Annotated in this window: 16 protein-coding genes; 8 read left to right on the top strand and 8 right to left on the bottom strand. The window is 74.7% G+C overall.

All coding sequences use genetic code 11. The annotated features are described in order from the left end of the window. Nucleotides 1–27 precede the first annotated feature (27 nt). Nucleotides 28–1,218, bottom strand: a complete 1,191-nt coding sequence (locus OG534_RS33340; RefSeq protein ID WP_326593058.1) for an acyltransferase family protein — start codon at nucleotides 1,216–1,218, stop codon at nucleotides 28–30. Nucleotides 1,219–1,404: 186 nt separating this feature from the next. Here OG534_RS33340 and OG534_RS33335 point away from each other — a divergent pair. Next, a protein-coding gene (locus tag OG534_RS33335) for an IS5 family transposase (protein ID WP_326593992.1) occupies nucleotides 1,405–2,204 on the top strand; the annotation gives its coding sequence in 2 pieces (ribosomal slippage) (nucleotides 1,405–1,744 and nucleotides 1,744–2,204; 801 coding nt in all). Between the two features lie 9 nt (nucleotides 2,205–2,213). On the opposite strand, the gene OG534_RS33330 is transcribed toward OG534_RS33335, so the two are convergent. From OG534_RS33330 to OG534_RS33315, 4 genes are all read right to left on the bottom strand, one after another. Further along, nucleotides 2,214–2,720 carry an NUDIX hydrolase gene (locus tag OG534_RS33330; RefSeq protein ID WP_326593056.1) on the bottom strand — a complete coding sequence of 169 codons (507 nt, stop codon included), beginning with the start codon at nucleotides 2,718–2,720 and terminating at the stop codon, nucleotides 2,214–2,216. 37 nt (nucleotides 2,721–2,757) lie between these two features. After that, the gene (gene lnt, locus OG534_RS33325; RefSeq protein WP_326593053.1) at nucleotides 2,758–4,395 is read right to left on the bottom strand and encodes an apolipoprotein N-acyltransferase; all 1,638 of its coding nucleotides are present in this window, start codon (nucleotides 4,393–4,395) and stop codon (nucleotides 2,758–2,760) included. Between the two features lie 176 nt (nucleotides 4,396–4,571). Continuing rightward, complete coding sequence (locus OG534_RS33320) at nucleotides 4,572–5,087, bottom strand: hypothetical protein (protein ID WP_326593051.1); 516 nt, start codon at nucleotides 5,085–5,087, stop codon at nucleotides 4,572–4,574. 174 nt (nucleotides 5,088–5,261) lie between these two features. Next, on the bottom strand, nucleotides 5,262–6,359 hold the full coding sequence (locus OG534_RS33315; RefSeq protein WP_326593049.1) for an FAD-dependent oxidoreductase: 1,098 nt from the start codon (nucleotides 6,357–6,359) through the stop codon (nucleotides 5,262–5,264). A 104-nt stretch (nucleotides 6,360–6,463) separates the two neighbouring features. Here OG534_RS33315 and OG534_RS33310 point away from each other — a divergent pair, with 104 nt between their 5' ends. Beyond that, nucleotides 6,464–7,054, top strand: coding sequence for a TetR/AcrR family transcriptional regulator (locus OG534_RS33310; RefSeq protein WP_326593047.1), 591 nt, complete (start codon nucleotides 6,464–6,466; stop codon nucleotides 7,052–7,054). After that, on the top strand, nucleotides 7,033–7,998 hold the full coding sequence (locus OG534_RS33305) for an ADP-ribosylglycohydrolase family protein (RefSeq protein WP_442807185.1): 966 nt from the start codon (nucleotides 7,033–7,035) through the stop codon (nucleotides 7,996–7,998). Before OG534_RS33310 ends, OG534_RS33305 begins: the two co-directional genes overlap by 22 nt. Here OG534_RS33305 and OG534_RS33300 read toward each other — a convergent pair. Continuing rightward, nucleotides 7,968–9,590: an ATP-binding cassette domain-containing protein gene (locus OG534_RS33300; RefSeq protein ID WP_326593045.1), complete on the bottom strand. Its 1,623-nt coding sequence runs from the start codon at nucleotides 9,588–9,590 to the stop codon at nucleotides 7,968–7,970. The two genes, OG534_RS33305 and OG534_RS33300, sit on opposite strands and share 31 nt — an antisense overlap. A 685-nt stretch (nucleotides 9,591–10,275) precedes the next feature. Further along, on the bottom strand, nucleotides 10,276–11,067 hold the full coding sequence (locus OG534_RS33295) for a glutamate racemase (RefSeq protein ID WP_326593044.1): 792 nt from the start codon (nucleotides 11,065–11,067) through the stop codon (nucleotides 10,276–10,278). An 880-nt stretch (nucleotides 11,068–11,947) separates the two neighbouring features. Here OG534_RS33295 and OG534_RS33290 point away from each other — a divergent pair. The 5 genes from OG534_RS33290 (at nucleotide 11,948) to OG534_RS33270 (ending at nucleotide 18,304) form a co-directional block, all read left to right on the top strand. Beyond that, nucleotides 11,948–13,126, top strand: a complete 1,179-nt coding sequence (locus tag OG534_RS33290) for a glycosyltransferase (protein WP_326593043.1) — start codon at nucleotides 11,948–11,950, stop codon at nucleotides 13,124–13,126. A gap of 246 nt (nucleotides 13,127–13,372) precedes the next feature. Then, the gene (locus OG534_RS33285; RefSeq protein WP_326593041.1) at nucleotides 13,373–13,873 is read left to right on the top strand and encodes a DUF6643 family protein; all 501 of its coding nucleotides are present in this window, start codon (nucleotides 13,373–13,375) and stop codon (nucleotides 13,871–13,873) included. 51 nt (nucleotides 13,874–13,924) lie between these two features. Next, nucleotides 13,925–14,749 carry an MOSC domain-containing protein gene (locus OG534_RS33280; protein ID WP_326593039.1) on the top strand — a complete coding sequence of 275 codons (825 nt, stop codon included), beginning with the start codon at nucleotides 13,925–13,927 and terminating at the stop codon, nucleotides 14,747–14,749. A gap of 269 nt (nucleotides 14,750–15,018) precedes the next feature. Beyond that, a complete protein-coding gene (locus OG534_RS33275) occupies nucleotides 15,019–15,630 on the top strand; it encodes an Rv1733c family protein (protein WP_326593037.1) in 612 nt (203 codons plus the stop codon). Between the two features lie 202 nt (nucleotides 15,631–15,832). Then, nucleotides 15,833–18,304, top strand: a complete 2,472-nt coding sequence (locus OG534_RS33270) for a right-handed parallel beta-helix repeat-containing protein (protein ID WP_326593035.1) — start codon at nucleotides 15,833–15,835, stop codon at nucleotides 18,302–18,304. Here OG534_RS33270 and OG534_RS33265 read toward each other — a convergent pair. Beyond that, a complete protein-coding gene (locus OG534_RS33265) occupies nucleotides 18,237–20,762 on the bottom strand; it encodes a hypothetical protein (RefSeq protein ID WP_442807260.1) in 2,526 nt (841 codons plus the stop codon). The genes OG534_RS33270 and OG534_RS33265 overlap by 68 nt on opposite strands. Between the last annotated feature and the right edge of the window lie 87 nt (nucleotides 20,763–20,849).

Genomic DNA, 20,849 nt, shown 5'->3' with positions numbered 1-20,849 from the left:
CCGGTCGCGCTCCCGGACGCCGGCGGTTCAGCGACCGGCCGGGATGCGTTCCGCCTCCGGCGCGGACGGCTGCGAGGGAAGCAGGTCGCTCGTCGCCCGGCTCGGGGTGCCCGACCGGATGTCCTGGATTCCGCGGCGCAGACCGTCGCGCAGGACGCGCCCCAGCGGGCGTTCGACGAACCGGTGGATGAGCCAGGCGAGCAGCACCATGAAGACGGTCACGCCGATGGCCAGGGGCACGGGCGCCATCTCGCGGCGGAAGTGGTGGATGAAGGTCAGCCCGGCCATCATGTGGATCAGGTAGAGCGGGTAGGTGATCGCTCCGGCGTGCGGGAGCCAGCGCCAACGGATGCCGTCGAGGGCGCCGAGCGCCAGGGCCGCCATGACGGCGAAGCCGAGCAGGATGACCCCGTGGGCGGGCCAGGCGGGCGTCTGTTCGGTGGTGCTCCGGCCGAGGCTGGCGAGCATGCGGGCGTGCACGTAGTGCTGTGCGAGGAGGAGCTGGACCCCGACGACGGCCCACAGGACGGCGTTCGGCCCGAAACGGCGCATCAGGTAGAAGGCTATGCCGGCGATGAAGTAGGGGGAGGCGGACGAGGCCGCGAAGAAGGACAGCAGGCCGTTGTCGGCAGAGGGGGCCACGACGCCGGCGAGGGTCCAGATCCCGCAGAACAGGACGCAGTTGCGGTAGGTCACGCCCCGCATGACGACGAGCGCGAACAGGACGTAGAACTTGAGCTCGACGAAGAGGGTCCAGTACGCGTCGTCGATGTCGGGGACGCCGATCCCGCCCTGGAGCATCGACAGGTTCACCACCACGTCGCTGACCGCGCTGACCCCCCGCACCTCGGGCCAGTTGAACAGCACGAGGGTGGTGAAGGCCACGGCCGCCCAGTAGGCGGGGAAGAGCCGGGAGACCCGGGACACCGCGAAGTCGCCCACGGAGCGGCCCCAGGCGCTCATACAGATGACGAAGCCGCTGACCATGAAGAAGATCTCGACTCCGAGCCAGCCGTAGACGGCGAACCGGTGGGCGAGGGGGAAGACGCGGGAGGTCGGTTCGCCCCAGGCGCTCTCCAGGGCCGCGTAGTGGTAGAAGAGCACGGCGAGCGCGGCGAGGACCCGGATGCCGTCGAGGACCGCCAGGCGTCCGCCGGGGGCTCCGGCGCACGTCCGGTCGCCCGCCTGCAAACTTCCGGCTGAACTGCACGCGCTCATCCCGCGACCCGCCCCCTCGAATGTACGACTGTCCGATGACCGCCGTCAGATCTGCGGAACCCTACAGCGCAGCTCAGGGCGGTCCACCGGGCCGGGTCGGACACCGGGGGCGACATCGGGGGACATGCAGGTGATTTAGAAGCCATCTCATTTGGGTGGTTGGGTAGGCTGTCGGTCGTGGCGGGGATTGTTGAGCGGCTTGTGCCGGATGAGTTGTGGGTGTTGTTCCAGCGGGTGGTGCCGGAGGCGCCGTCGCGGCCTCAGGGCGGTGGCCGGCGTCGGCATGGCGACCGGGAGGTGCTGGCCGCGATCGTCTTCGTTGCCACCTCAGGTTGCACCTGGCAGCAGTTGCCGACGGCGTCGTTCGGGCCGTCGGGGGCGACAGCCCACCGGCGGTTCACCGAGTGGAGCAAGGCGCGGGTGTGGGCCAAGCTGCACCGCCTGGTCCTCGACGAGCTCGGCGCTCGCGGTGAGCTGGATTGGTCCCGCTGCGCGATCGACTCGGTGAACATGAGGGCCCTGAAAAGGGGGACCTGACAGGTCCGAATCCTGTCGACAGGGGCAAGTTCGGGTCGAAGATCCACTTGATCACGGAGCGAACCGGTCTGCCCCTGTCCGTCGGAATCTCGGGCGCGAACCTCCACGACAGCCAGGCCCTCGAGCCGCTCATCCGCGGCATACCGCCCATCCGATCCCGCCGCGGACGCCGACGACGCAAACCCGGCAAGCTCCACGCAGACAAGGGCTACGACTACGCCCACCTGCGACGATGGTTACGCGGACGCGGCATCAAGCACCGCATCGCCCGCAGGGGCATCGAGTCCTCGCAGCGACTGGGCCGCCACCGCTGGACCATCGAACGCACCATGGCCTGGCTCGCCGGCTGCCGCCGCCTCCACCGACGCTACGAACGCAAAGCCGAACACTTCCTCGCCTTCACCAGCATCGCCTGCACCCTCATCTGCTACCGCAGACTCGCCAAATGAGATGACGTCTTATCGGGCGCCTCGGCGCGCCCTACTCCGCGGTCGCGCGGGGGCTTCGAACCACGTGGGCTCGTCGCGCAGGGCCCGGTGGACCCGGTCCAGGGAGAAGGGCGCCAGCGGCGGCAGCGCGTCCACGTCGAACCAGGCCACTTCGAGGGACTCGTGGTCGTTGGCCCGCGCCTCGCCGCCGGTCGCCCGGCAGCGGAAGGTGATGTCCTGGAACTGGCAGATGTCACCGTTGGGGTAGGTGATCGGGTCGAGCATCTGCACGAGGACCACGCGCTCGGGGACGCACGTCACCGCCGTCTCCTCGTACACCTCGCGCACGGCGGTCTCGGCTGGCTGCTCGCCCGGCTCGGCGATGCCGCCGACCGCGGACCACTGCCCGTTGTCGGAGCGCCGGCCGAGCAGCACCCGGCCCCGGTCGTCGAAGACGATGGCCGTGACCCCGGGCAGCAGGAGCAGCTGGTGCCCGGCGGTGGCACGGATCGCACGGATGAAATCGGGAGTGGTCATCCCCCGACCCTACGAGGCCGCCGGGCCTGCCCCCGTCTCACGCCGCCCGGCGGGCGCGGATCCGGCCGGTCAGGAGCCGGCCGAGGCCGCCCGCGGCGAGGAGCAGCAGCGCGTACTCCGGCAGCGGTCCGACGACGGTGGCCGGGGTGCGGCTGGACCGCAGCGGGATCTCGGCGACCAGCGCGTCCGCGGTGAACATCTTGGTCTCCGAGACGATCCTGCCATCGGGGCGGATGACCGCGCTGACCCCGCTGGTGACGGGGACGAGGACGGTCCGGCTGTGCTCGACGGCACGGATCCGGTCCATGGCCAGCTGCTGGTAGGTCATCTGGGTCCGGCCGAAGGTGGCGTTGTTGCTCGGTACGGCGATCACCTGGGCGCCGTCCTGGACGGTGGAGCGGACGGCGTCGTCGAAGGCGGCCTCGAAGCAGGTGACCATGCCGACGCCGCTGCCGGCCATGTCGAAGACGCCGGGGTCCTTGCCGGGACCGAAGTCGCGGCGGACCCGGTCCACGTCGGAGCTGAAGAGCCGGACGAAGGAGCGCATCGGGATGCGCTCGCCGAAGGGCTGGATCTTGCGCTTGTCGTAGGTCGTGGTGGGGCCCTTGACCGGGTCCCAGAGGATCATCGTGTTGCGCAGCGGGCCGGTCTCCGGGGCCACGACCGCGCCGATCGCGACGGGCACCCCGATGGCCTTGACCGCCTGGTCGATGACGGCGTGGGCGTCGGGTTCGGCGTACGGGTCGAGGTCGGAGGAGTTCTCCGGCCAGACGACGAAGTCGGGCTTCGGGACGCGGCCGGCCCTGACGTCCTCGGCCAGCTGGACGGTGCGCTTGGCGTGGTTGTCGAGGACGGCGCGGCGCTGGGAGTTGAAGTCGAGGCCGAGGCGCGGCACGTTGCCCTGGATGACGGCGGCCACGACGGTGCCGTCCTCGGCCGCGTCGGAGACCAGCGGACGGGCGGCGAGGCCGGCGCCGATCGGGGCGGCGATGGTGAGGGCGGTCAGCGCGGCGGTGGTGCGGCCGGGGTGGCTGCGGGCGATGCGCAGGGCTTCGTAGAGGCCGAACCCGCAGAGGGCGACGCCGAAGGAGAGCAGCGGCGTGCCGCCGAGGGCGGCCAGCGGGGTGAACACGCCGTCGGCCTGGCCGAAGGCGAGCTTGCCCCAGGGGAATCCGCCGAACGGGGCGCGGGCGCGCAGGGCCTCGCCCGCCACCCAGACGGCGGCGGCGAACAGCGGCCAGGCCGGGAGCCGGCTGACGAGGGCGATGCCGAGGCCGGTGAGCCCGATGAGCAGGGCTTCGAGGGTGCCGAGCGCCAGCCAGGGCACCGGGCCGACCTCCTCACCGGTCCAGACGAGCAGCGGCAGCAGGAAGCCGAGTCCGGCGAGGGTTCCGAGGCCGAAGCCGGCCCGGGCACGGCGGCCGTACAGGCAGCCGGCGAGCAGGGCGAGGGCGAGGGGGGCCAGCCACCACAGGGGGCGGGGCGGGAAGCTGAGGTAGAGCAGGCCGCCGGAGAGGGCGGCGAGCACGGCACGCAGCAGCCAGGATCCCTTCCGCTGCACGGGGGCCGGGGCGCCGGCGGAGCCGGTGGCGGTGGGCACGGCGGCCTCGGCGGGGGGTCCGTCGGCGGACTGCGGGGGCTCGTTCCCGGCCGCGCGGGTGACACTGCTGCTCATCTGGCGGAGTGTACGTCCCCGCGCCTCGGAGACCGGTAAGCGCCCGGGCCTGTCCCCGGATGCCCCTCCGGCGAGCCGGGGCGCACCGCCGGACGGCACCCGGAGAACGGTGGGACACCGGCCGGGCACTGGCTGGACACCGGACGGACACCGACCGGACACCGGCCGGACACGACTTAGCGGGCGAGGGCGCGCAGGTGGGCGCGGATGACCCGGACGGCGCTCTCGGCGTCGTCGACGGTGACCGTGAAGAGCTTGCCGTCGGCGAGCCTGAGTTCCAGGCCCTCGCCGCGCCGGACGATCACCCCGGTGCCCTGCTCGGGGCGCCAGCGGCAGCCCCAGCCGCCCCATTGCTGCGGGGTGATCCGGGGGAGGAACTCGGCGGAGGTCATGTCGGCGAACCGGATCTTGCGGCGCGGCAGTCCGATGTGGCCGCAGCGCACCTCCACGGCCTCGGCGTCGATGGTGACGGCGACGTGCACGAAGGCGAGCGTGCCGTAGAGGATGAGCAGCCCGGCGGCGAGGCAGCCGGCCACGGCCATGAGGAGCGGAACGAAGCCGGAGGTCCAGGCGTTGTCGACGGCGAGCTCGATGCCGAGCGCCACACAGGCCGCACCGGCCGCTGCGAGCAGCCACTGCACGCGGTTGGAGGCCCGGCCCGTCCAGACCGGCCCCGGGGGGTGAACCGTCATGTGTGCAGCGTACTCACGTTCCGCTGGTCCGCCACCGCCCCTCGTCCACTCGGTTCCGTGCGCGGCGGCCGGGGCGGGACGGCAGGGCGGCCGGGGCAGGGCGGCCGGGGCAGGGCGGCCGGGGCAGGGCACGGAGCTCGGCCCGCCTCCCCGCTCCCCCGCACGTGGCGAGCGTCACCCGGGGAGCAGGCCGACGAGCGCGTCGCGCAGGGCCGGGCGGCGGGCGGTCATGAAGCGGTGCAGGTTCCGGGAGCCGAAGGCGATGCGCTGGGCACTGCGGCGGCGCTCGCTGTCGTACGCGCGCAGGGCGCCGGGGATCCCGGGCAGTCCGGCCGGCCCGGCCGGCCCGGCAGCGGCGACGGCTCGGGTCAGGGCCTCGGCGTCGAGCAGCGCGGTGCAGGCGCCCTGTCCGAGGTTGGGCGTCATGGCGTGGGCGGCGTCGCCGACGAGGGCGACCCGGCCGCCTGCGACGAAGGTGGGGAGCGCCGGGTAGAGGTGGCGCATCTCGTACCGGATCCAGGTCGCGGGGTCGGTTTCGGCGAGGACAAGCGGGATGGGGTCGTGCCAGTCGGCGAAGGCGTCCCGCACTTCACGGGCGGTGGTGGCCCGGGGGACGGTGGCGTACCAGTTGGTGCGGCCGGGCTCGACGGGGGTCATGCCGAAGAAGCGGCCCTCGCCCCAGGTCTCGCCGTAGAGGCCGGTCTCGAATCCGGCGATGCCGATCCAGGCGACCGTGCCGATCGGGCGCGGACCGCTGCTGCGCCCGAAGTGCGCGGTGCGCACCACGCTGTTGATGCCGTCGGCGCCGACGAGGAGGTCGGCGGCGGCGAGTGCGCCGGGATCGGTGAGGCGCTGACCGTACGCGATCCGCGCGCCGCCGAGCCGGTCGAGCTCGGCGAGCAGCGCGTCGATCAGGTAGGGCCGGGAGATGAGCAGTTCCGGCCGGCCCGCCTTGCGCTCGATCCGTTCGAGCGGGAGGGCGGCCAGCACCTTGCCGTCGGGGCGCCGGATCCGGGCGTCGCGGTACGGGACGGCGCGCGCCCGCAGCGCGTCGCCGAGGCCGAGCCGGTCGAGCGCGGTCTGGGCGGTGGGGTGGATCCCGAAGGCGGTTCCGTAGCGTTCGAGGGCGGTCCGCCGTTCCAGGACGGTCACCTCCCAGCCCGCACGGCGCAGGCCGACGGCGGTGGCGAGCCCGCCGACCCCCGCCCCGACCACGACGGCGGTCCGCGCCTTGATGCCGGAATAGGCCTTGCTCCCCGTCTCTGCGCTCATGGCGGCTCACCCTTTCGCCTCGCACGGCTTACGATCCCCACGTCCGTACCACCACATCCGTGGTACCACATCTGTGGTACCACGGATGTGGTTAAGCTGGCAACGTGAATCAGGACCGGAGGGACCGGCTGCGGGACGCGGCCATCGCCGTACTGGCGGAAGCGGGCGGGCGCGGGCTGACGCACCGGGCCGTCGACGCCGCCGCCGACGTGCCGACGGGCACGGCCAAGAACTACTTCCCGACCCGCGACGCCCTGCTGCGCGCCGTGGCCGAGCGCTGCGTGGAGCAGTACCGGGCGCTGGCCGCGGCGCTGGCGGGGGCCGGACCGGGGCCCTCCGACGCGCGGCAGCTCGCGGCGCTGCTCGCGGGGCTGCTGCGGAACGTGGCCGGGCCCGGGCGCCCGCGCGTGCTGGCATACCTGGAGCTGCAGACCGAGGGGACGCGGCGGCCGTGGCTGGCCGCCCTGCTGGACCCGATCGCCTCGGCGGACTTCGCGGCGCACGCGCACCTGCTGCGCGTGGCCGGACTGCCGGCCGGACCGGAGCAGGCCCACACCCTCACCCTCGCCCTGCACGGCGCCATCCCGCACCTGCTGGCCGGGGCTCCGGCCACCCTGGCGGCGGCCGGCCTGGACGACCTGGACCGCTTCGCCCGCACCCTGCTGGCCACCGTATGCCCCGAGGAGAGCGCGTGAGCGTCGTAGGAGACACCGTGACCACCCGACTCGACCGGGCGGTGGGCGCCGTACTGGGCTCGGCGGCGGGCGACGCGCTGGGCGCGCCCTACGAGTTCGGCGAGGCCGGGCAGTTGACCGCGCGCGGGGAGGAGATGCGCGGGGGCGGCGGTTGGGATCCGGGCGAGGCGACCGACGACACGCAGATGGCCGTCCTGGTCGGCGAGTCGCTGCTGGAGCGGGGCGGTCTCGAACTCCCTGACGTCTTCGCCCGGTTCCAGCGGTGGGCGGCCGGACACCCCAAGGACATCGGGCTCCAGACCGAGGACGTGCTGACGAACGGCGAGCCCTGGAACCTCGCCGCCGCCCTGCACTTCCAGATCAACGCCCGGGCGGCCGGGAACGGTTCCCTGATGCGCGCCTCCACCTCGGCGGTCTACTTCGCCTCGGCCGGGCGGGAGGGGACCATGGAGGCGGCGAGGCGGATCGCGGCGCTGACGCACGGCGACCGGGCCGCCTGGGAGGGGACGGCGATCCTGCACGAGCTCGTCCGCGTCGCCCTGGACGGAGCCGATCCGCTCGCCGCCCTGCCCGCCACGCTCGCCGCGGTGCACCCGGACCACCGCGAGCGGTACGGTCGCGTGCTCGCCCCCGACTGGCACCCCGGCCTGGCCACGGAGTTCAACGGGGCGGTGTGGCCGTGCCTGGGCTCGGCGGTGTGGGCGCTGCGGACGACGGCCGGCTTCGCGGAGGCCGTACGGGCCGCGGTGGACCTGGGCGGTGACACCGACACGGTGGCCGCGGTGACCGGGATCCTGGCCGGGGCCCGGTACGGCCGGGGGGCGGTCCCAGAGCACTGGACGGCCGCGCTCCATGTACCGCTGCCCGGGTTCGGCGACCGGGTCCTCGACGCGGACGACCTGCGCGCGCTGGCTCAGCGGCTCGCGGCGGCCGGCTCCCGCTGAAGCTCCAGGCGCCGGCCCCGGAAGGCGGCGCGCAGCCGCCGGTCGTGCGTGACCAGGACCAGGGTTCCGCCGAACAGGGCCAGGGCCGCCTCCAGTTCCTCCACCACGGCCGGGGCCAGGTGGTTCGTCGGCTCGTCCAGCAGGAGCAGGTCGAGCGGGCGCGTCACCAGCCGGGCCAGCTCCAGCTTGCGGCGCTGGCCGGCCGAGAGGGCGCGTACGGGCCGGGTGAGGTCGTGCGGGGCGAGCAGGCCGTACGCGGCTACCTGGTCGGCGTACTCCTGGCCGAACATCTGGACGACGGAGCGGAGTTCGCGCGCCCAGCGGTCGTCCTGCCGGAGCAGCCCCACGTGCGGGGGTGTCCGTACGCGGCCCTGCGCGGGCTCCACTTCACCGGCCAAGAGCTGCAACAGGGTTGACTTTCCTACGCCATTGGAGCCGGTCACGAGGAGCCGCTCCCCCGGGGCTAGCGTGAGCGAGAGCGGTTCGAGCCTCCCCGGCAGGGCCGCGCCCGCCAGCTCCACCACGCCGGCGGAGCCTTCGGTGGAGCCGGTGGTGAACCGTCCGGTGAAGCGGAGCGGCCGCGGGGGCGGCGGCACCGGGTTCTCGGTCAGCCGGTGCAGCCGTTCGCGGGCGGTGCGCACACGGCTCGCGGCGCCGTGGGTCCGCGACCGGGCACGGAACGCGCCGGCGCCGCTGAAGCCGCGGGGCAGCTTCCGCGGGATCGCGGCGAACCGCCCGATGTTGGTGTCCGCGAGCCGCTCGGCGCTGCGGACCTCCTCGCGCCACTCCTCGTACTCCCGCTCCCAGCGGGCCCGTTCGGCGGCGCGGGCGGTGCGGAAGCCCGCGTAGCCGTTGCCGTAGCGGCGGACCGTCCGGCGGTCCTGGTCGACCTCCAGGATGGTCGTGGTGACGCGGTCGAGGAAGAGCCGGTCGTGGGTGACGGCGACGACGGTTCCGCGGTGGGCGCACAGGCGCTCCTCCAGCCAGGCGACCGCCTCGTCGTCGAGGTCGTTGGTGGGTTCGTCGAGCAGCAGCAGCTCCGGCTCGGCGGCGAGGGCCGCGGCGAGCGCGAGCCGGGAGCGCTGTCCGCCGGACAGGGTGGCGAGCCGGCGGTCCGGGTCGAGCCGGCCGCGTTCACCGAGGCGGCGCAGGGTGGTCGCGACGCGCCGTTCGGCCTCGCGGCCGCCGCGCGCCTCGTAGGCGGCGAGGAGGTCCCCGTACGCGGCCATCTCCTCCGGGCCGGCCCGGTGCAGGAGGGACTCGGCGGTGCGGATCCGACGCTCCAGCGCGCGCAGGTCGGCGAGCGCGAGGTCGATCGCGTCCCCGACGCGGGCGCCCGGCGGGAGGTCGAGGGTCTGCGCGAGGTGCCCGAGCCCGCCGGGGGCGCTGACGGCGACCTCACCGCGGTCGGGCCGCTCCCGCCCGGCGAGGAGCCGGAGCAGCGTGGACTTGCCGGACCCGTTGTCACCGACGACCCCGACCCGCTCACCGGGCCGGACCGTACAGCTGACGCGGTCCAGGACGACGCGGGCGTCGTAGCACTTGGTGACCTCGGACAGGACGATCCGGGTGGAGCCGAGCGGAGCACGCAAGGGCAATCCCTTCAGGTCGAGACATGTGCGAGACGGATCGTTCCGTCTCGCTACGCACCCAACCGTAGACCACCCCGGGGGTCATGACAAGACGATTCGTCTCACGATGGGGTGGGGACACGGAGGGACGACCGCCGCGCGTCGGCGGCGCCCGGGCGACGAGCAGGCATCGGCCAACGGGCGGCCGTCAGTCCAGGTCGGACCGCAGAGACGGTCAGCCCGAAGGCAACGGGTGTGCGGCATCAGCGGACAGGCCGCCGCCAAGGGCGACACGCACACGTCCGCGAGGCGGCAGGCTCGGGCCCCAGCCGACCGATGGCCGCCAGCGGACGGGCAAGCACACAAAACGAGGGCCGGGCATCCGCCGAAGGGCAGCCGTCAATCCGGGGTCGGACCTGGACCCGGCCGGTCAGCCCGAAGGCAACGAGCGGGCGGCGTCAGCTGAGCGGCTGCCGCCAAAGGTGGCGCGCACACGTCCGCCAGGCGTGAGTCGGGTCCCAGCCAACCCATAGGCCTCATCCGACGGGCGGGCGTCAAACCGGGTCGGACTTCAGCCCCGGTCAGCCCGAAGGCGACGAGCGGGCGGCGTGAGCGGAAGGACCGCCGCCAAGAGCGACGCGCAGGCGTCCGCCAGACGGGCGGGCCGAACCCCAGCCGACCGGAGGTGTCAGCCGACGGGCAGGCGTCAGGCGACGGGGGCGCCGTGGCCCGCGAGCAGCCGGCCTTCGGCGTACCCGAGGGCGGCAGCAGGGAGGGTTCCCTCGCGCCCGCTGCGCAGGACGGTCAAGCCGCCGGTGCAGGGCAGGCCGGGCTCGGGGCGGACGCCGAGCCGGCGCAGCGCCTGGACGGCAACGGGCTCTGCCGAACCGTAGAACACCAGCTCGGCCCCCTGGGTCCGCGCGGCGAGGGCGGCCCGGATGGGGCCCTCGGTCAGCTCGTAGTGCGTGCAGCCGAGCACCACGTCGGTGACGTCGGCCGGGGTCAGCGCGGCGGCGGCAGCGACGGCTGCCGTCACGGCGGCGTCGTCGGCCGCCTCCACGGCGTCGGCGAGACCGGGGCAGGGCACCTCGGTGACCCGGGCCCCGGCGGCGAAGTCGCGGATCAGACCGCGCTGGTAGGAACTGCCGGTGGTGGCCGGGGTGGCCCAGATCGCCACGCGGCCACCGGCGGCAGCGGCGGGCTTGATCGCCGGTACGGTCCCGATGACCGGGATGGCGGGCTCCAGCTCCGCGCGCAGGGCGGGCAGGGCGTGCACGCTGGCGGTGTTGCAGGCCACGATCAGCGCGTCCGGGCGGTGCTCGGCGGCGGCCCGGGCGACGGCGAGCGCCCGCTCGGTGAGGTCGGCGGGGGTCCGCGGACCCCAGGGCATCCCGTCGGGGTCCGAGGACAGGATCAGGTCCGCGTCCGGCCTCAGCCGGCGCACCGCCGCGGCCGCCGCGAGGAGGCCGATTCCGGAGTCCATGAGCGCGATCTTCACCGGGCCACCTTAGTCGACACCGCCCCTGCCCGGGCCCGCCATCCCCTACGCCCCACCCCTGAACCCCACCCCCACCACCCCGGCAAAGCGGGCACCGCCCCACTCCCGCCGGGCCGAAGGCCGCACCCACGAGCCCGAGGGCGCACCCGACCGGGGCCGCCACATCCAGCCGGAGTCACACCACCCGAGCCAGAGCCGAACCGAGCCCGCCGCTCACAACCGGACCGGAAACCACACCGGGCCCACAAGGCCGGGAGGCGCACCCGGCCACACGCCACTCCCAGGCCGGAGGCCGCACCCAGACCGGAGGCCGCACCCAGCCCAGATGCCCACCCCAGCCAGCGGCGACGGCCAGGCCGGCGTGCACGAACCCGGGCCGGCCGCCACACCCAGGCGGGGGCCACACCCGACCCGCCCCCGGGCCCCAGGCCCACCCCCAGAACGGAACCCCTGGCCCAAGGCCACGTCCAGACCAGACTCCCAAAGGTCGTACTCCGACGAAGGGGCCCGTCCTGACCAGTGGTCACACTCAGGCCGTGGGTCACATCCCCACCACGGGTCCCACCTGGACCGGAGGTCGCAGATCACACCCCCGACCGAGGATCCCGCCCCGCCCGGAGGCCAAAGTCGCACCCGCCCCAGGGCCCCGCCCAACCCCGGCCCACACCCCGGCCGGACATCACCACACCGAGGCGGGGCGCCAGGCCCAAGATCACACTCAGGCCGGACAGCACCGCACCAAGGCGGGGCGCCAAGCCCAAGATCGCACCCCCGGCCAACGGCCGCAGCCGAGCCACAGTCGGCGCCCCGGGCCGGAGGCCGCCGCACCGGGTCACGTTGGGTGCGGGACACGTCCGTCGGGGCGCGGGACACTGCCGCCATGGGCCTCCTCACCGCCGCCTGCGCGGCCTACGCCTCCCTCGCCGCCTGGCTCTGGCTCACCCTCGCCCAGGGCATGTTCTGGCGGACCGACGTCCGCCTCCCCCCGCGCACCGCCCCCACCCACTGGCCGTCCGTCGCGATCGTCGTCCCGGCCAGGGACGAGGCCGAGGTGCTGCCCCGGAGCCTGCCCTCGCTCCTCGCCCAGGACTATCCCGGCGAGGCCGAGGTGATCCTCGTCGACGACGGCAGTACGGACGGCACCGGCGGCCTCGCGCTCCGGCTCGCCGCGGAACAGCCCGGGCTCCCGCTCACCGTCACCTCCCCCGGCGACCCCGCGCCCGGATGGACCGGCAAGCTCTGGGCGCTGCGCCACGGCATCGCGATCGCCCGCACCGCGCACCCCACCGAGCCCGACTTCCTCCTCCTCACCGACGCCGACATCGCGCACGAGCCCGACAGCCTGCGCGAACTGGTCGCCGCCGCGACCTCCGCGGACCTCGACCTCGTCTCCCAGATGGCCCGCCTGCGCGTCGCGGGCCTCTGGGAGCGGCTCGTCGTACCCGCCTTCGTGTACTTCTTCGCCCAGCTCTACCCCTTCCGCCGGATCAACCGGCCCGGCGCCCGCACCGCCGCGGCCGCCGGCGGCTGCGTGCTGCTGCGCACCGGGGCAGCCGTGCGTGCGGGGGTCCCCGACTCCATCCGGCAGGCGGTCATCGACGACGTCTCCCTCGCCCGCGCGGTCCACCGCTCCGGCGGCCGGATCTGGCTCGGGCTGGCGGAGCGGGTGGACAGCGTGCGCCCGTACCCCGCGCTCGCGGACCTGTGGCGGATGGTCTCGCGCAGTGCCTACGCGCAACTGCGCCACCAGCCGCTCCTGCTGGCCGGGACGGTCGCCGGGCTGGCGCTCGTCTACCTCGTGCCCCCGGCCGCCCTCCTGACGGGACTCGCGACCGGGCACACCGCCACCGCGTGGGCCGGCGGCCTCGCCTGGCTGCTGATGGCCGGCACCTACCTGCCGATGCTGCGCTACTACGGGCAGCCCGCCGTGCTCGCTCCGCTGCTTCCGTTCACGGCGCTGCTGTACCTCCTGATGACCGTCGACTCGGCCGTTCAGCACTACCGGGGCCGCGGCGCGTCCTGGAAGGGCCGAACCTATGCCCGGCCGAGCGACGCCTGAAACCGTGAACTGCTGCCCGACGCAGTGTCATCCGAGGTCACCGCGTTGTGACACTGCGTCAGTCGGAAGTCGGTGCAACGCACAACCGGTGAGTACGAGTAGGAACAAGGTGGGGTGGAAGTGACGAATCGTGCACGTGAACGTCAAGTGAAAGGTGTGGCTCTGACCTGCGAATATGCAGGTCAGGGCGGTGTTGACGACACCTCGCTATGGACCCCGTGAAGTCGTGGGCTTAACTTAGGTCCCATGACCTCCCCCCGCTCCACTTATGGCGGCGGTTACTACTCCGCGCCCTCCTTCCCGGACACCCCCATCTACGACTCCCTCGTCGCCGAACGCGGCACTCCGCAGATCGCCCCGATCCGCGTCCCGGCCGCATACGACTCCCCGAGTGCCGGTTACTCGAGCGGCGGGTACCTGCCGGCCCTCGCGTCGTCGTTGCCCGCCCTTCCGCCCGCGGCCCCTCAGCAGGCTCCGGCGTACGGGTACCCGTACCAGCAGCAGGCCCCGCAGCCGATGCCGCTGCAGCACGCGCCCGCCCCGTACATCCCCCAGCAGCAGCCGGTCGCGGCCCGCGGCGGTTACATGCCGCAGCCCCAGCCGCAGCAGCCCCGCCCGGTCGCCACGGCCACCGGCTACGAGGCCATGCGCCCGGCCGCGCCGCGTCCGATGCAGGTGCCCGCGCCGGTACCGGGTGCCGCGTACGAGGACCCGTACGGCCGCCCGTACCAGGGACGTGGTTACTGACCCGGTCCACGGAAACGCGGAGGCAGCGGAGGGGGCTGGCAGGATTCCCCCATGTCGAACTTGCACGTCCAGGCGCTCCACGTCCACCCCGTCAAATCGCTGGCGGGGACCGCTCCCGAGGAAGCGGTCGTGGAGCCCTGGGGACTGTCCGGGGACCGGCGGTGGGCGCTGATCGACCCCGAGGGCACGGTCATCACCCAACGCCGTCACGCGCGGCTGGCCTTGGCCGCGGCGCGTCCGGCGGGCGGCGGCCGGATCGCGGTGACGGCGCCGGGCATGGCGGAGCTGGTCGTGGAGGTGCCCGAGCCGGGTCCGCTGGAGCCGGTCTCGCTGTTCGGGAAGAAGGTCGAGACGGTGGTCGCCGCGAGCGCCGCGGCCGACTGGTTCAGCACGTACCTCGGGGTGCCGGTACGGCTGGTGCACATGGATGATCCGGCCGTGCGCCGTCCCGTGGACCCGGACTACGCACGGCCCGGCGAGACGGTGAGCCTGGCCGACGGCTATCCGCTGCTGATCACCACGCTCGCGTCGCTGGACGCGCTCAACTCGCTGATCGCGCGGGGGGACCATCCCGAGGAAGGTCCGCTGCCAATGAACCGCTTCCGCCCCAACGTGGTGGTCGCCGGGGCCGAGGCGTGGGCGGAGGACGGCTGGCGGCGCGTCGCGATCGGTGACGCCGTCTTCCGCGGGGTGCGGGAATGCGGCCGGTGCGTCGTCACCACCACCGACCAGGCGACGGCCGAGCGGGGCAGGGAGCCGCTGAAGACCCTGGCCGCGCACCGGCGGATCGGCAGGTCGCTGGCGTTCGGGCGGCTGCTGGTGCCGGTGCGGCCGGGCACGGTGCGCGTCGGCGACGAGGTCCGCGTCCTCGGATGACCCGCGCGGAGTCGTTCCGCGGCGCGCGACCGGCCGAGCCCGGAATGACACCTTCGGGGGGCTCCGCGCCCGGGCTGGAACCAACCGGCACGACCAAGCCGTTGGAGCAGTCAGGACATGGGGCACCCACCGCACCCACCCGCTGGAGGACCGGCACCGCATCGGGGTGCCACATGTCTCGTACGTCCCGGAATGCGCGTCCCCGGGGCATGCGGAAGACCGGGACGCGCAGACAGACGGAGACTGGCACAAGTTGGGGGAGCCGGACCGTGCGGACAGCAATGGGTGTGTGGCGCTGGCGGCGCAATCCGCTGCGTCGCCCGACCGATCTCTGCGAGGCGTGGGTGGCGTTCGCCGCTATGGTGTGCGTCCTGGTGGTGGCTCCGGCCGTCGGCTGGGTCGCGGGCCTGCGGGTGGACGGCACTCTGCAGCAGGCCGCGCACGAGCAGCGGCAGGAGCGTCATCTGGTACCGGCGGTGGTGGTCCGGCCTGCCGTGGAGTCGGCCGCCGGCGCGTCCGCCGACGCGACGGCACAGCGGGCGGCCCCGCACCGTACGCAGATCGTGGCCGCGTGGACCGCGCCCGACGGCAGCAGCCACGAGGGCACGGTGCCGGCCGCGGAGGAACCGCCGCTCCCCGGCGACCGGTTCCGGATATGGACCGACACGCACGGCCGGGTCGTGGGGCAGCCGCTCGACCCGTCCGCCGCCGTCTTCCACGCGGGCACGGCGGGCCTGGCCGCCGCGATCTCGGTGGCCGCGCTGGTCGAGACGGTCCGCCGCCTGGTCGTACGACGTCTCGTGCATCGGCGGTACATGCGTCTGGACCGGGCCTGGGCGGCCGCCGGACCGGACTGGGGCCGAGCGGGTGCGGGCAGTTGACCTGGCAGCTCATCGGCTCCGCGCGCGCTACGGTGGAGCGGCCGGATCGGTCGCTCCAGCGGCTCCGGTGGCCTCCGCCGCTTCCATGGCACTGAGTCGCCCGGAACGGCTTCAGCGGTTCCAGTGACTACGGTGACGTCAGACTTCAGTGGCTTCGGTCGTATCGGCAGCGCGAGTACGAGGGTGGGGGCACGACAGCACCATGGTTCAGGGCACGGTCCAGGTGACGCACGGCGGGACTTCGCGGTGGCGGCGCCGCTCCGGTGAGTATCCGACGCTGACCGCCGCGCTCGCCGTCGCCGGCGACGGAGACGTGCTGTCCATCGCCCCCGGCACCTACCGGGAGAACCTGGTGCTGCACCACGCCGTCACCCTGCGCGGGCCCGAGGGCGGGCTGGGGTCGGTGCGGATCGCCCCGCTCGACGGGGTCGCGCTGACCCTGCGCGCCTCGGCCGTGGTCCAGGACCTGTATCTGGAGGGCCAGGACCGGGCGGCTCCCGCACTGCTGGTGGAGGACGGCTCCCCCGAGCTCACCGACCTGCGGGTGAGCACCCGTTCGGCGGCCGGTATCGAGGTCCGCGGCCCCGGGGCCCGGCCCCTGGTCCGGCGGTGCACGGTGGAGAACCCCACCGGCGTCGGGATCGCCGTACTGGACGGCGGCGGCGGGGTGTTCGAGGAGTGCGAGGTCGTGGCCGCCGGGCAGACCGGCATCTCGGTGCGCGGCGGCGGCCGGCCGCGCCTGGAGCGCTGCCGGGTCCACCACGCCACGGGCGCGGGCATCGCGGTCACCGGCGAGGGCTCGGGCCTGGAGGCCCTGGGCTGCGAGGTGTACGAGATCAAGGGCACCGGCGTGCAGATCGCCGCGCGCGCCACGGCCCGGCTCACCGACTGCTCGGTGCACCGCACCTCGGCCGACGGGGTCACCCTCGACACCGACGCGGTGCTCACCCTGGCCGGCTGCGACATCCACGACATCCCGGAGAACGCGGTCGACCTGCGGTCCCGTTCGGTGCTCAGCCTCAGCCGCACCACCGTGCGCCGGTTCGGCCGCAACGGCCTGTCCGTGTGGGACCCCGGTACCCGGGTGGACGCCGAGTCCTGCGAGATCCACGACAGCACGGGCGACTATCCGGCGGTGTGGATCAGTGACGGCGCGACCGTCTCCCTCGACTCCTGCCGGGTCCACGACGTGCCGGACGCGCTGTTCGTGCTGGACCGGGGATCGCGCGTCGACGTGGTCGACAGCGATCTGTCCCAGGTGCGCAACACCGCCGTCTCGGTGAGCGACGGGGCCACGGCCCAGCTCGACGACTGCCGGATCCGCGAGGCGGCCACCGGCGCCTGGTTCCGCGACCACGGCAGCGGCGGCACCCTCGCCGACTGCACCATCGACGGGGTGCAGACCGGCGTGATCGTCACCAAGGGCGCCGACCCGGCGCTGGAGCGGTGCACGGTCACCTCCCCGGCCGAGGCGGGCTTCTACGTGTCGGCGGGCGGCCGCGGCACCTTCACGGCCTGCCGGGTGACGGGCAGTTCCGGCTTCGGCTTCCACGTCATCGACGGCTGCCGCACCACGCTGACCCGCTGCCACACCGAGCGCAGCGCCCGCGGGGGCTACGAGTTCGCGGAGGACGGGCCGGTCGCCGAGGAGTGCACCAGCGACGAGTCCGGCCCGCGTCGGGCGGCCCAGTCGGCCTCGGGCGGCGGGCTCGCCGGGGCGCAGGCGGGCATCCGTACGGTCACCGCGGCGCAGAGCCCCGTGCCGCAGGCGGCGCCGACGTCCGTGCCGCGGCCCGCGGACCGGCCGGAGGACGGCGGCGGCGCGGCGGCGGCCGGGCGGGGCTCCGGCGAGGTGCTGGGCCAGCTCGACGCCCTGGTGGGCCTGGACAGCGTCAAACGCGAGGTGCGGGCACTCACCGACATGATCGAGGTGGGCCGCAGGCGGCAGCAGGCGGGCCTCAAGGCCGCCTCGGTGCGCCGCCATCTGGTCTTCACCGGCTCCCCCGGCACCGGCAAGACCACGGTCGCCCGGCTGTACGGGGAAATCCTCGCGTCCCTCGGGGTGCTGGAGCGCGGGCACCTGGTCGAGGTGTCCCGCGTGGACCTGGTCGGCGAGCACATCGGCTCCACGGCGATCCGGACGCAGGAGGCCTTCGACCGGGCGCGCGGCGGGGTGCTGTTCATCGACGAGGCGTACGCCCTGGCCCCGGAGGACTCCGGCCGGGACTTCGGGCGCGAGGCGATCGACACCCTGGTGAAGCTGATGGAGGACCACCGGGACGCGGTGGTGGTGATCGTCGCCGGGTACACGGCGGAGATGGACCGCTTCCTGACCGTCAACCCGGGTGTGGCCTCGCGGTTCTCCCGGACCATCACCTTCGGCGACTACGGGCCCGAGGAACTGCTGCGGATCGTGGAACAGCAGGCGGAGGAGCACGAGTACCGGCTCGGGGAGGGCACCTCCGAAGCGCTGCTGACGTACTTCACCGAGCTGCCCAAGGGTCCGGCCTTCGGCAACGGCCGCACGGCGCGCCAGACCTTCGAGTCGATGGTGGAGCGGCACGCGGGGCGGGTGGCCCAGCTGTCGGAGCCCAGTACGGACGACCTCACCCTGCTGTTCCCGGCGGATCTGCCGGCGCTTCCCGCCCGGCCGGCTCAGCCCGCTCCTTGCTGATGCCGAGCCGCTGACCCGGTACGTCGCCCTGGGCGACCGAGTCGGCTGGGTCGGCTGGGGCTACTGGGTCGGACGGGGCGGACGGGTCGGACGGGGCTACTCGGTCGGACGGGTGGACCGAGTCGGCTACAGGGGCCGGGGCGGCTGCGTCGGCCCGGGCGGCAGCGTCCAACCGGGCGAGCAAGGCGTCGCGTTCGGCGGCGAAGGCCGGATCGGCCTGGTAGTCGGAGTGGCCGAGGATCGGCGCGGGCAGCGGGTGGCGGGCGCTGCGCCCGTAGGCCAGCGGGTCGGCGAGCGGGCCGCGGTCCACGCCCTGCCCCGCTCCGGGAAGCGCCGCACCGCCGATGGGGTCGGTGGCCCGCCAGAGGTTGCGCCAGCAGTCGACCTCGCGGTGCAGGGCGGTCAGCGGCCCGGGGCCGAAGTAGGCGGGGAACCAGAGGCCGTAGAGGCGGGCGAGCGGAGATCCGTACGTCAGCAGGGCCACCCGGCGGCGGGCGGCCGGCGGCAGTTGCCAGACGGCGGCCGCGGCGAGCACGCTGCCCTGGGAGTGGCCGGAGATCACCAGGCGGCCGCCGGTGCGGCCGGTCCAGCCGGCCATCCGCCAGCTCAGGTCGGGGACCGCGCGCTCGGCGTAGCAGGGCGGTGCGAAGGGGTGGGCGGCGCGCGGCCAGAAGGTGCCGACGTCCCACAGGATGCCGATGGTCCGGCGGGCGGCGGCATCCCGGTAGGCGCGGCGCCCCCAGGTGACGAAGAGGACGAAGCCGAAGCCGATGAGCCACGACCCCGCGTCCTGGGCGGCGCGGGCGGCCGGTTCGAGGAGCGGCCCGGACCCGCGGGCCGCCTCGCCCGGGACCTGTCCGCTGAGCCAGGCTCCGGCGAGCGCGCCCGCGCCGAGGAGCAGCGTGATCCCCGAGACGGCCGCCACGAACCAGGGCGCTGAATCGGTGAGCGAGGCCGCGGTCCGCGCCGCGGCGATCCGGCGGCTGCGGTCCCGGTCCGCCGTCTCCCCCGGGTACTCGGCGGCCACGGCCGCCGCGAGCCGGCCCCGGGCGCGGGCTCCGCGCACCGCGAACCAGGCGGCGAGCAGCGCCAGTACGAGGAGCAGCGGGGGCAGCACGGCGGCCTGCCAGGACAGCAGTACGGGCGGCCCGGGCAGCGGGGCACCCGCCATCCCGGGGGTGGCTCCCCCGTCCAGCCAGTCGGCAACGCGCTGGGCGACCCCGCCGGACATCACCCCGCCGAGCGCGCAGCCGAGCATGGCGACGGCGGGCCCGCCGAGACCGTGCAGGGCGGCGGCCGGATCGGGGGCCCTGCGGTGCAGGTACCGGGCGACGGCGGCGAGGGCGAGCACGCAGGCGCCCTGCCCCAGCATGAGCACGCCGAAGGCGAAGTCCCCGGGCAGCCGGCCGGCGGAGGTCCAGCCGGGGCGCGACCAGCAGGCGTGCACGAGGACGGCGGCGAGCAGCACGAGGGCGGCGCCGGGCAGCAGGGTGACGGCGGCCCGGTCGAGCCGGTGGTCGGGGCGGGCCTCGGTGCGGCCGCGCCGGCAGACGACCCAGGCCACGGTGACGGCCCCGGCGGCGAGCAGCGCCTGCGTCACCCAGCCGAGGGCTTCGAGGACGGGGGCGCCGGCCCGGCGGTCGTAGCGGGCGGTGGGCGCGGCGACCGCCACCGCCACGGTGAGCAGCCCGGCGGCGGTGTGCGCGGCGCGCAGCCGGGCCACGAGCCGGCGTCCGTACCAGAATCCGGGTCGGCCGAGCGCGGGCGCGGTGTCCGAGGCGGTGTCCGGGTCGGCGGCTCCGGCGGGCGGCGGCTGGGACTCGTAGGCGCTCCAGGTGCGGTTCGACAGGAACCAGAGCAGCCCGGTCAGTGCGGCGGGGACCAGCGCGCAGAGGGCGAGGCGGCGCCCGGGCTGGGCCCACCAGCCGCCGCCGGGCGCGAGGAAGCCGAGCCGGGAGCGGGAGCCGGTACACGTGCCGGAGCCCGCGCACTGCCAGGCGAAGAGGTCGAGCGCGACCTCGCAGGCGGCCGCGATCAGCAGAACGGTCAGGCTGAGCGCGAGGATCCGTACGAGGACCCCGTACGTGCGCACGGCGCGCGGCGCGGGGTCGCCGGCGGGCGTGGCCGGCCGGGCCCAGTGCGCGAGGTTGGCCACCATGAAGGGCAGGAGGAGCAGCCACAGGGCGCGGGCGCCGTTGCCGGAGGTGAGCCGGGACCAGCAGTAGGCCTCGGGGACGGGCCGTCCGGCGTACCGCTCGGGGTGGGCTTCGGCGTCGGCGTCCTCGGTGCGGCGGAAGACGGCCGCGGTGGAGTCGCCGGTGACGCGGACGGTGCGCGGGTCGCCGAGCAGCTCGCCGGGGGCGGCGCCGGCGACTCCGTGGACCAGGAGTTCGAGGGCGAGGGGCGTGTCGGTCGGGGGGCGGTCCGGCACGGCGGGCCTCCGCTCGCGGGGCGGGATCGGTACGGCGGGCCAACGCTCGCGGGGCGGGATCGGCGCGGCTCCAGCATCCCGCGTGGCGGAGCCCGTGCCCAGGCCCCGCGCCGC

The sequence above is a fragment of the Streptomyces sp. NBC_01294 genome (assembly GCF_035917235.1).
Classification (GTDB): Bacteria; Actinomycetota; Actinomycetes; order Streptomycetales; family Streptomycetaceae; genus Streptomyces; species Streptomyces caledonius.
Note: the sequence above shows the minus strand (reverse complement) of the source record. Positions and strands in the feature narration are given on the sequence as shown.

Bases quoted from the DNA above. Each gene is read 5' to 3' on its own strand.
- OG534_RS33290 (WP_326593043.1), top strand. From the start codon at position 11,948: ATGGGCCTCCTCACCGCCGCCTGCGCGGCCTACGCCTCCCTCGCCGCC.
- lnt (WP_326593053.1), bottom strand. From the start codon at position 4,395: ATGAGCAGCAGTGTCACCCGCGCGGCCGGGAACGAGCCCCCGCAGTCC.
- OG534_RS33280 (WP_326593039.1), top strand. From the start codon at position 13,925: ATGTCGAACTTGCACGTCCAGGCGCTCCACGTCCACCCCGTCAAATCG.
- OG534_RS33305 (WP_442807185.1), top strand. From the start codon at position 7,033: ATGCCCCGAGGAGAGCGCGTGAGCGTCGTAGGAGACACCGTGACCACC.
- OG534_RS33270 (WP_326593035.1), top strand. From the start codon at position 15,833: ATGGTTCAGGGCACGGTCCAGGTGACGCACGGCGGGACTTCGCGGTGG.
- OG534_RS33320 (WP_326593051.1), bottom strand. From the start codon at position 5,087: ATGACGGTTCACCCCCCGGGGCCGGTCTGGACGGGCCGGGCCTCCAAC.
- OG534_RS33315 (WP_326593049.1), bottom strand. From the start codon at position 6,359: ATGAGCGCAGAGACGGGGAGCAAGGCCTATTCCGGCATCAAGGCGCGG.
- OG534_RS33285 (WP_326593041.1), top strand. From the start codon at position 13,373: ATGACCTCCCCCCGCTCCACTTATGGCGGCGGTTACTACTCCGCGCCC.
- OG534_RS33340 (WP_326593058.1), bottom strand. From the start codon at position 1,218: ATGAGCGCGTGCAGTTCAGCCGGAAGTTTGCAGGCGGGCGACCGGACG.
- OG534_RS33330 (WP_326593056.1), bottom strand. From the start codon at position 2,720: ATGACCACTCCCGATTTCATCCGTGCGATCCGTGCCACCGCCGGGCAC.